This window comes from Flavobacterium sp. UBA4854 (assembly GCF_002399805.1).
Classification (GTDB): domain Bacteria; phylum Bacteroidota; class Bacteroidia; order Flavobacteriales; family Flavobacteriaceae; genus Flavobacterium; species Flavobacterium ginsengisoli.
In genome coordinates, this window is sequence record NZ_DHEI01000023.1 from 3,806 (window position 1) to 14,637 (window position 10,832).

The 10,832-nt window shown below is 32.2% G+C and carries 8 protein-coding genes; 5 read left to right on the plus strand and 3 right to left on the minus strand.

Annotated elements, in window-relative coordinates:
• Positions 1 to 15: 15 nt before the first annotated feature.
• A complete protein-coding gene (locus B3J44_RS02550; RefSeq protein ID WP_111367772.1) occupies positions 16 to 630 on the minus strand; it encodes a deoxynucleoside kinase in 615 nt (204 codons plus the stop codon).
• Positions 630 to 1,433, minus strand: coding sequence for a hypothetical protein (locus B3J44_RS02555; protein WP_286965562.1), 804 nt, complete (start codon positions 1,431 to 1,433; stop codon positions 630 to 632). Before B3J44_RS02555 ends, B3J44_RS02550 begins: the two co-directional genes overlap by 1 nt.
• A 226-nt stretch (positions 1,434 to 1,659) precedes the next feature.
• Here B3J44_RS02555 and B3J44_RS02560 point away from each other — a divergent pair, with 226 nt between their 5' ends.
• The 4 genes from B3J44_RS02560 (at position 1,660) to B3J44_RS02575 (ending at position 7,640) form a co-directional block, all read left to right on the plus strand.
• Complete coding sequence (locus B3J44_RS02560; RefSeq protein ID WP_286965564.1) at positions 1,660 to 2,550, plus strand: GLPGLI family protein; 891 nt, start codon at positions 1,660 to 1,662, stop codon at positions 2,548 to 2,550.
• A 39-nt stretch (positions 2,551 to 2,589) separates the two neighbouring features.
• A complete protein-coding gene (locus tag B3J44_RS02565) occupies positions 2,590 to 5,277 on the plus strand; it encodes a carboxypeptidase-like regulatory domain-containing protein (protein ID WP_286965566.1) in 2,688 nt (895 codons plus the stop codon).
• A 93-nt stretch (positions 5,278 to 5,370) separates the two neighbouring features.
• On the plus strand, positions 5,371 to 6,006 hold the full coding sequence (locus B3J44_RS02570; protein WP_286965567.1) for a hypothetical protein: 636 nt from the start codon (positions 5,371 to 5,373) through the stop codon (positions 6,004 to 6,006).
• Positions 6,007 to 6,098: 92 nt separating this feature from the next.
• On the plus strand, positions 6,099 to 7,640 hold the full coding sequence (locus B3J44_RS02575; protein ID WP_286965569.1) for a hypothetical protein: 1,542 nt from the start codon (positions 6,099 to 6,101) through the stop codon (positions 7,638 to 7,640).
• 131 nt (positions 7,641 to 7,771) lie between these two features.
• On the opposite strand, the gene metK is transcribed toward B3J44_RS02575, so the two are convergent.
• On the minus strand, positions 7,772 to 9,022 hold the full coding sequence (gene metK, locus B3J44_RS02580; protein ID WP_286965570.1) for a methionine adenosyltransferase: 1,251 nt from the start codon (positions 9,020 to 9,022) through the stop codon (positions 7,772 to 7,774).
• A 551-nt stretch (positions 9,023 to 9,573) separates the two neighbouring features.
• Between metK and B3J44_RS02585 the strand changes: the two genes are divergently transcribed.
• On the plus strand, positions 9,574 to 10,832 hold a 1,259-nt coding region (locus tag B3J44_RS02585), incomplete at its 3' end, for a TonB-dependent receptor plug domain-containing protein (protein ID WP_286965571.1).

The window sequence follows — 10,832 nt, forward strand, 5'->3', positions numbered from 1 at the left end:
TGTAACAATTTGTTTTTAGAACAATCCGTTCAATTCAGCATCAATTTTATTAATGATATCTCCTAAATCCTCAGGATTGTCGACAAAATTAATGTTGTCAACGTCAATGATTAGTAATTTTCCTTTACTATAAGTCTGAATCCAAGCTTCGTATCTTTCGTTCAAACGGCTTAAATAATCGATAGAAATAGAGTTTTCATATTCGCGTCCGCGTTTGTGAATTTGTCCTACTAAATTAGGAATAGAACTTCTTAAATAAATCAATAAATCTGGGGCTTTAACCAAAGATTCCATTAATTCGAATAAAGACGTATAATTTTCAAAATCACGGCTTGTCATTAATCCCATTGCATATAAATTGGGTGCGAAAATATGCGCATCTTCATAGATCGTTCTATCCTGAATGATTTTTTTTCCGCTTTCGCGAATTTGCTGCACTTGACGAAAACGGCTATTAAGGAAATAAATCTGAAGATTAAATGACCAACGCTCCATTTGATGGTAGAAATCATCTAGGTACGGATTATCAACTACATCTTCATAATGAGGTTCCCATTTGAAATGTTTCGCCAATAATTTGGTCAATGTAGTTTTTCCTGCGCCTATGTTTCCTGCTATTGCTATGTGCATTACGGTGTTACGATTTTATAATTTGATATATCTGTAGCTGTAAAAATAGATAAAATTTGGTCTTTGTAATAAAAATTGTCAAAGCTTTTTTCTAAAATTTTAATCTCAGAAATTACATCTGAATTTACTTTGTTAAACCCTTTAAAGTACAATAAATTATCCTTACTGAAAAGATATTGCGAAGAATTAACAATGGTAATTTTATCAAAATCGGTTATTTTTCCTAACGAACTGATTTTTCCGAAAATATCACAAGAGAACCAATTGTTTTTCTTATCAATCCAATAAAAAGCATTAAAATCGGTTTGATAATATTGAATTGGTTCAGTCAACGGAATTGAAACCGTTTTATATTCATTTTTCAAATAATCAAATAGACCAATCTGCTGATTTAAAGTGTTGTAAATCCATAGTTGATTTTGTGTTGACATTCCGATTGCGCTTACTACAATTGGGGTTGTATTCTGCGAAAAGTTAATTTCAGTCATTTTATTTAATTGATTATCTAATAAGACAACGCTATTAAAATCTTCATAAAACAAAACGATTTTTAACGGATTTTGTAGATCAACTTTTGTGATTTTTCCCAAAGATACATTCTTGTATTCGAAAATTTCTTTTCCTTTAATTTTACTAAAAACATTGTTTGTTATTTGATACGAATACCCAAATGAATCATATCCTAAAAATTCATCTGAAGTATTTTTGTACTGCGAAATTAAGGTCGGATTTATTTTCAAATCCTGAGCCGAAAGCGCATGAAAAGTGCAGAAAAGAAGTATGGAGAATAAAATTTTTTGCACGGTTTTACAGATTAGAAAATTGATTTACAAGATTACCAAATTACAAAAAACTCGCATTAAAACATCAATTTTAAGGCTTAAACCTTTTTTTATACTAATAGTCTAAAAAATAGACGATTCTATCTATACCATCATGCGATTAATATATTTAGTTTTTTGAATTTTAAAATTAATAATACATTTGAATGTAAGTTTTATTGAATTTGCTCACTTAAAGAAAAACGAAATGAAAAAGATAATTTTTTATATGACTTTGATGCTTGTTTCAACACAAATTCAAGCGCAAAAAGATTTTCAAGGAATGGCTGTTTACGAATCGAAAACTCAAGCGCCAAAATTTGAAGGAATGCGCGGAAATAGAGACATCACGCCAGAGATGCAGAAAAACATGGAGGAGCGCATGAAAAAAATGCTAGAAAAAACATTCATATTAAATTTCGATAAAGCAGCATCAATTTATAAAGAAGAAGAAAAACTAGAAGCGCCTGGCCAACAGCAAGGAGGTTTTAGAATGATGTTTGGTTCTCTTACGGGAGGAGGAGGAACTTTTTATAAAGACGTAAAAACAAAAACGTATACCGTAGATAAAGAATTTATGGGCAAAGAATTTCTTGTTGTCGATTCATTGCCAAAATTAAACTGGAAATTAGAACAAGAAACCAAACAAATTGGAGGATATAATTGTTATAAAGCGACAGCAGTAAAACAAGCAAGCAAAACCGATTTTAGAAACTTTAGACCTAAGAATAACGATGATAAAAAGGATGAAGCTAAAAAGACGTCAGGAGATACTAAAACCAACTTTGCAGACAACTTTGAAATGCCAAAAGAAATTGTGGTAACGGCTTGGTATACACCAGAAATTCCGATTAATCAAGGGCCAGAAAATTATTGGGGGCTTCCTGGTTTAATTTTAGAAATTAATGATGGAACAACTACAATTTTATGCTCGAAAATTGTTTTGAATGCTAAAGAGAAAGTGGATATAAAACCTTCTAAAAAAGGAAAAGTAATTTCTCAAAAAGAATATGATGAAACAGTAATTAAAAAAATGGAAGAATTTAGAGAGATGAACCGCGGTCGCGCTGGTGGACCTCCTCCTCCTCCGGGAAGATAACTCAAAGCCTTTATTATTTATTCTAAGCATCCTTTTTTAATGAACAAGCTATATTTTTTCGTCGCCTTTTTAATTACTTCTTTTTCTTTTGCACAAAGTGTTCGTTTTGATGGTCTTATTCAAGATGAACAGAAAAATCCGTTAGAAATGGCTAATATTATGGCTATTAATAACGGAACCAAAGCGATGGATTCGTATGGAATTACGAACGACAAAGGAAAGTTTCAGCTCACTTTAAAGCCAAATACTGCTTATACTATTAAAGTGAGTTATTTGGGAATGAAATCTAAAGAAATGGCAGTATCGACTAAGTCTGAAAATATGACTCAGAATATTGTTTTGGATGGAGAAGGAATAGAGTTGGAAGGAGTAGAAATTGTCCGAGAAATGCCCGTTTCTATAAAAGGAGATACGATTGTTTATAATGCTGATTCTTTTAAATCTGGAACAGAAAAAAAGCTTGAAGATGTTCTAAAAAAACTGCCAGGAGTTGAGGTAAATGCTGACGGAGAAATAGAAGTAGAAGGAAAAAAAGTCAGCAAATTGATGGTGGAAGGAAAAGACTTTTTTGACGGAGATACAAAATTAGGCGTAAAAAATATTCCTGCTGATGCTATTGATAAAGTTCAGGTTTTAAGAAATTATAATGAAGTTAGTCAATTAAAAGGACTTGAAAACGATCAGGATAATGTGGCAATGAATATTAAACTGAAAGAAGGGAAAAAGAATTTTTGGTTTGGAGACGTTACCGCAGGAATTGGTGTTGCAGAATTGGATAGCCGATATATCATTAATCCGAAACTGTTTTATTACAGCCCGAAATACAGCATTAATTTAATTACCAATTTTAATAATATTGGTGAGTTGCCTCTTACGGCACAAGATTATTTTAAGTTTACGGGCGGGTTTAAAAACTTGATGAAAAAAGGAGGAAGCAGTTTTAATGTTTCTTCAAATGATTTGGGAATTTCATTGCTTCGAAATAATCGTGCAAAAGAAATTGAAACTAAATTCGGAGCAACAAACTTTGCTTATTCGATTAATAAAGCTTGGAATATAAGCGGTTTTGGAATTCTATCAACTTCAAAAACAGAATTGGAAACCAAATCGCAAACCACAATTTTAGATTCTGGAGATCAGCAGAAAAATAACGAAAATACAAGTCAAAAAAATAATTTGGGACTTTTTAAATTAAGCTCAATCTATAAGCCAAACGACAAATTTCAGTTTGATTATGATATTTTGACCAAACTTACTAAACAAGAAGAATATTCAGATTTGTTTAGAGAGCAAATTGTACAGAATGTAGCAACTTCGGAAGATATTTTTACCACTAAAAAACAAGATCCGACTTCAATTAATCAGAATTTGAATTTGTATTACACGCAAAGCGCTAAAAATATTTTTGCTTTTGAAATGCAGCATTTGTATCAAGATGAGAATCCGTTTTATAATGCTAACCTGCAAACACTTCCTTTTGCTTTGTCGGGATATGATGTTACACAATCTAGAAATGATTACAATCAGGATCGTTTTGTAAAAACGAATAAGCTGGATGCTAAACTGGATTACTATTACATGGTAACGCCCAAAAGTAATTTCAATGTTACTTTAGGAAATACCTATTCTTATCAGAATTTCAATTCTCATATTTTTCAAATGTTAGATAATGGAGGCAGAAATGATTTAAATAATCCTGAAAATAATAACGATGTAGATTATAGGTTTAATGATGCGTTTGTAGGCTTCCATTATAAAATTCTAACTGGAAAATTTACATTGACGCCAGGAGTAAGCCTGCATACGTATCAAATGACAAACGGACAAGAGGGAACAGATTATTCTCAAAGTTTTAGCAAAATACTGCCAGATTTCTTTGCATTGTACCAAATCAAAAAATCTGAAACACTTACTTATAATTTCTCTTTAACGAATGATTTTACAGATATTAACCAATTGGCAGCAGGATATGTTTTGTCTGACTACAGTAGTTTATTTCATGGAAATCGTTTTTTAGAAAATGCAACTTCGCAAGTACATACGCTTCGTTATTTTAAATATAACATGTTTAATTTTGAGAACATTTTTGCCAATGCGACTTATACAAAAAAGGTAGATGCGATTAAAACAAAAGCAGATTTTGACGGAATCAATCAATCTTCTGTTCCATACAATTCTAATTTGGCAGATGAAACTTTCTCAGGAATGGGAGCTTATGGGCGCTCATTTTTAAAAAACTACAAAGCTTCTGTTAATGCAAGTTTGAACTGGTCTAAATTCAATAACATTCAAAATGATGACTTGAGAACAACAGAAAGTTTTGTTCAGAGCTATACTGTAAAAGCTTCTACGAATTATAAAAACCTTCCAAATATCGAATTTGGATATAATCTTTTAATTAATAAATATAGCGGTTCCACTTTTTATACCGATAAGCCTTTTGCAAAGTTAGATTACTATTTTTTAGATAGTTTCTCTTTTGTTTCAGAATATGAATTCTATCACTATTATAATGGAGATAAAACAGTCAATAACGAGTATGATTTCTTAAGTGCCAGTTTAATTTATCAAAAGAAAAACAGCAAATGGGAATATAAAGTCTCGGCAACCAATTTATTAAATACAAAATATCTTAACGACGACAGCTTCTCACAGTTCTCTACAAGAGTTTCTCAATACACTGTACAGCCACGTTATATCATATTTTCGATGAAGTATAATTTGTAGTATTTTAATTGCAAAAATTATGATTTTTTGTGATTTGTTTAAAGGAGAATCAGATATCTTTGCGCAATATTATTAACAACAAAATACGTAGTTATGCGCAATTTTATATGGAGCTTATCACTCCTGTTTGCTGGAATTTCTATCTCTTTTGCCCAAACAAATGGATTAGAAAAAGGAACTTATTTATCTACAAATAAAGGAGGAAAGATTAAGCTAAATTTATTAGATGATAATAAATACGAACTCGTTTTTTATTCGGGAGATTATGAAATAAAAGGGGATTCGTTGTTTCTTTCGCAAAAAAATAATGAAAAAAACAGATTTGACCTTACATTTAAAAATGATAAAAAAGCCAAAAAGATTAAGATTGAATTCTTAAATCCGTCGTATTATTCATTCTATATTGGTACTCAAAAAGGTTCAGAAGCAATTCAATACCAAAGACTTTCAGACATAAAAACGAAAGTAGATCCTGATTATATAAAAACAGATTTGGAGTTCGAGATAGATAAAGCGGAGTTCTTATATCTTGTTTACGAAGATTATATGGGGAAATTCGAAATCAGTAAATATGCATTGCCAAAAGATGTTTCGGAGGTTAAAATTGATTACGGCACGATAATACCTGATTTAAATCTTGTTGCATCTTTTAATAAGAATACAAAAGAATTGAGAATCTCAGATCGAATTAGGAGCGGATCCTTTGGTATTTGTGAACGAAAAAGATGATAAGCCAGCTAAAGCGCCGACAGTGGTTCCGATAGAAACTCAATCTCTTACAAATTGGACTTATCCCGGTAAAGATCCCGATTACAATTCTTATGGAGGAGCTGCGGTCGATAGCATATATAATAGTCTCGCCCGTTGATTCTACTGCGGTATCTGCAGCAGATTATTCTCTTGATCCTCCTGCTTCTTACACCAAATACGATTTTAAACTAAAAATAGAAGACAATCTAAAAAAGGCTCTAGAATCGACAAAAACAGCTAGTAACAAATTTTTGGTAGTTGTGGTTGATAGCAAGAATAAATCGGCTAAGGAAGGTTTTAATGCTTTTGTAAAAGAACAGGAAACTCAGACAGGATATAATATGTACGATTCGTATAATGCACTGTATGATACTTACAATTATTATTTGGCTGGAGCCGATGATAAAAAATGGCTAAAAAATAATAAAATTACGAATGATCCAAGCGTATTGGTTTTAAACGGAAACGGTGATGTACTTGCCGTTGCAAAATCAGATTTAACAGCACAGCAATATCAGTTTAGCTATTATGGCGATTTTTATAGAAAACTTCAAAAAGCAAATGCTTTCCTTTCTATAGATAAAGTTTTAAAGAACAAAAAAGCTTCAGACTCAGATTTAATCGCAGCTTTTAATAAGGCATCCTTATTAGAAACGTCTTATGATTATGATTCAGATTATTCAGTAAACGATCCTAATTCTACTGAATTTGTAATTACAAAAACGGCTTTAGATCAAAAAGAAGTAGCTCAAACATGGAAAAAATTGATCGAAGCACATCAAAAAGATAAAGTTGCAAATATGTATTTGGTAGAAACGATTATTAAAGAAATCAAAAACCAAGGATTTACAAAACAGCTTTTGGGTACAGATAGAATTCTAAACGATACAGATTTCTTAGCAATCGATTATTTGCTAAATCACTCAGAAGATATTGAAAGTAATCGTACAGATTTTAATAATAAACAAGGAGAAATTCACAGTGTTGGAAACGTAGTTTCTGAAATTTCAGATGCCTTACAGCAAAACCTTTATCTTTCTCAAGATGGTGTTTCTGGAGAAATAAATAAAGAAAAAATCAATTCGCTTTATAAAAGAATTATTGCATCTGGAAAAGGTAATTTTGATGTTTATAGAAATTACTTTTACTATTTAGGTCAGATTGAAGAAAAAGATGGTTCAAATACAACTTACTTAAGAGAGTTTAATACTTATTTTGATTCAACTTTGGCCGGAGTAAGTCCAATAGAAAAATTAGACGCTATTTTTTCAGGTTTAGATTCTAGCTCAAGTTATTCTTATGATGGATGGAGTTCGTTTAAACTTTACCACTCAGATATTTGTAATAACGCAGCTTGGACAGTAGTTTTAAAACCTCAGAATGCAAACTTCTTAAAGGATGCCATTAAATGGTCAGAATATAGTTTGGTTTTAAGTAAAAACAATCCATATTATTTAGATACTTTAGCTCAATTGTATTACAAAGATGGACAAAAAGACAAAGCAATTGCAACACAAGTTTTAGCAGTAAAATATATTGCTAGTGATGTTGATGAAGAAACTGCAAATCAAATGAAAGAAGTTCTAACTAAGATGAGTAATGGAACATACTAAGTTTAATAAATAAATAAATAATAGACCCGACAAGTTAAACTTTGTCGGGTTTTATTTTTTAAGAGCTAAAAATAAAAAAGGCTTTCTAAAATTTTAGAAAGCCTTTTTTAGTATTTAAAATTTAGATTGAATTACAATCCAAATGCACTTTTTACTTGGTCAACAAAATCAAGTTTTTCCCATGTAAACAACTCGACAGTAACTGTTTTTTCGTTTCCTCCAGGAGCAGAGAAAGTTTTAGTAACCGTTTCTGGTTTACGTCCCATGTGTCCGTAAGCAGCAGTTTCGCTGTAGATTGGGTTTCTTAATTTTAAACGTTGTTCGATAAAGTAAGGACGCATATCAAAGATAGCTTCTACTTTTTTAGCGATTTCACCGTTAGTTAAGTTTACTTTAGAAGTTCCGTAAGTTTCAATGAAGATTCCCATTGGCTCAGCAACTCCAATTGCGTAAGAAACCTGAACTAAGATTTCGTCAGCAACACCAGCAGCAACTAAGTTTTTAGCGATATGACGAGTTGCATAAGCAGCACTTCTATCTACTTTACTTGGATCTTTTCCAGAGAATGCACCACCACCGTGAGCACCTTTTCCACCGTAAGTATCCACGATAATTTTTCTTCCTGTTAAACCAGTATCTCCGTGAGGTCCTCCAATAACGAATTTTCCTGTTGGGTTAATATGGTAGTTGATTTTATCGTTAAATAAGTGAGCGTGCTCTGGGTTTTTAGCGATAATTCTTGGAATCAAGATTTCGATAATGTCTTTTTTGATTTTAGCAAGCATTGCAGCTTCTTCATCAAAATCATCATGCTGAGTTGAGATAACAATCGCATCAATACGAGTTGGTTTGTTATCGTCACTGTATTCTAAAGTTACCTGAGATTTAGCATCTGGACGTAAATACGTGATTTCTTTGTTCTCACGTCTTAAAATAGCTAATTCTTGTAATAATTTATGAGATAAATCTAATGCCAATGGCATGTAGTTTTCAGTTTCGTTTGTAGCGTAACCAAACATCATTCCTTGGTCACCAGCACCTTGTTCTTCTGGCTTAGCTCTGTCAACACCTTGGTTAATATCTGCAGATTGCTCATGAATAGCTGAAAGAATTCCACAAGAATTCGCTTCAAACATATATTCACTTTTAGTATATCCAATTTTACGGATTACTTCGCGAGCGATTTGCTGAACATCAAGATAAGTATTTGACTTTACTTCACCTGCTAAAATAACCTGACCTGTAGTAACTAAAGTTTCACATGCTACTTTAGAATCAGCATCAAATGCCAAAAAGTTGTCGATTAATGCATCCGAAATTTGATCTGCAACTTTGTCTGGATGCCCTTCACTAACAGATTCTGACGTAAATAAATAAGCCATAATAATGTAATAATAAAATATTAGTTTTTAAAAATTTAAGCAGGGAAAGTAATTGCTAAAAAGGGCTAAAGGAGAGTTCCTGCTTTAGCATTTTTTACTACTGAAATGAATCTTTCAGCATTCATAACGAAATCATTTCATTATGAAGAGGTTGCAATCAGTTCAAATTTTTCCTCTGTTTCGGGTGCAAAGGTATGAAACCATTTTGATTTGCAAATTAAAGTTCAACTTTTTTTATTTTTTCTAGCAGAAATTTAACAATAACATACTATTTTGATAGGGTAATAGAAAATATTTTGTTTTTTGTTTGGTCGATTAAAAAATAGTTTGCAACTTTGCCTCGTTAAAATAAAAGAAACAAATGAAATTTACAGTTTGCAATATGATGTCTTGTAAGATGCCGGAGTTATCCGCAGAGACGCTATTGTAGTTATTTTTCAATAAAATATAAATAGAACCTCTGCCGAACCGCAGAGGTTTTTTTTATGCCAAAAATAAACCTGTAAGATTTTTTTTAAGCCAAAAACAATAATTAATCAGTAAAAAAAGAAATGAAGAAAAATGTACTAATCGTTTTAGGTCTTGTGACTTTTTCAGGACTTTATGCTCAAGACAATAAAAAAGAGCAAGACAGTTTAAAAAACAACGAACTGTCTGAAGTTACTATTATTGGATCAAGAAGTAAAAACAGAGTAAAAACAGATGTGCCAGTTCCGGTAGATGTTTTTAACGTATCAGAAATAACAAAAGGAGCGCCGCAAACAAGCGTAACTCAGATTTTAAATTATGTTGCACCATCCTTTACAAGTAATCCAACTTCTACAGCAGATGCAACAGATCACGTTGATCCTGCACAATTAAGAGGATTAGGTCCAGATCAGGTTTTGATTTTAGTAAACGGAAAAAGAAGACACACAAGCGCTCTAGTAAACATAAACGGATCGCCAGGAAGAGGATCTGTTGGAACAGACCTAAATGCCATTCCGTCTTTTGCCATAGAAAGAATAGAAGTTTTAAGAGATGGAGCTGCCGCACAATATGGTTCTGATGCGATTGCAGGAGTTATTAATATTGTATTGAAAAAGAATGCTAATTACTTGACAGGAGGAATTCAATATGGAGCGAATCTATCTTCAGGATCAAATAATTTTGAAGGAGGAGCAGACGGACAAACTGCTCAAATCGATTTAAACTACGGAACTTCATTAGGTAAACCTGGAAGTTTCTTGAATGTTACAGGAACTGCTGTGACAAGACAAGCAACGAGCAGAGCAGGAATTAGAAGCAATGCTATTTTTAATGCTTACAATGCAGTAGAAAACAGAGCAGCGCAAGATGGAGTTGAGATTAATTCGCTATTTAGCAACATTAATACGACTACAAATTCAGCTCAGATTTTGTCTTCTTTAAAACAATATGCACCGCAAGTAGGTTATTTTACAACAGCTCAACAAAGTGCTATTGCATCAGCTTCAACAATTGCGCAGATGCAGACTGCTTTAAATTTTGATGTAACTAATAATGAATTGGCCTACAGAGGACAGCAGAGAAGTGATTATAATATGAGTGTTGGCCAGTCAGAATTGGCTTCGGGACAAGCATATTACAATGCAAAATATCCTTTAACGGAAACAACTTCTTTGTATTCTTTTGGTGGAATATCGTACAGAAGCGGAAAATCATATGCATTTAATAGATTGCCAAATGGTTCTGGAACTTTCACGCAAGTGTACCAAAACGGATTCTTGCCAGAAATTGAATCAAAAATTTTAGATGCTTCTGCAGCAGTTGGTGTAACTACGCAATTATT

Excerpts from the sequence above, each read along its gene's own strand:
- B3J44_RS02550 (WP_111367772.1), bottom strand. The coding sequence starts at position 630 with ATGCACATAGCAATAGCAGGAAACATAGGCGCAGGAAAAACTACATTG.
- B3J44_RS02560 (WP_286965564.1), top strand. The coding sequence starts at position 1,660 with ATGAAAAAGATAATTTTTTATATGACTTTGATGCTTGTTTCAACACAA.
- B3J44_RS02565 (WP_286965566.1), top strand. The coding sequence starts at position 2,590 with ATGAACAAGCTATATTTTTTCGTCGCCTTTTTAATTACTTCTTTTTCT.
- B3J44_RS02570 (WP_286965567.1), top strand. The coding sequence starts at position 5,371 with ATGCGCAATTTTATATGGAGCTTATCACTCCTGTTTGCTGGAATTTCT.
- B3J44_RS02575 (WP_286965569.1), top strand. The coding sequence starts at position 6,099 with ATGGAGGAGCTGCGGTCGATAGCATATATAATAGTCTCGCCCGTTGAT.
- metK (WP_286965570.1), bottom strand. The coding sequence starts at position 9,022 with ATGGCTTATTTATTTACGTCAGAATCTGTTAGTGAAGGGCATCCAGAC.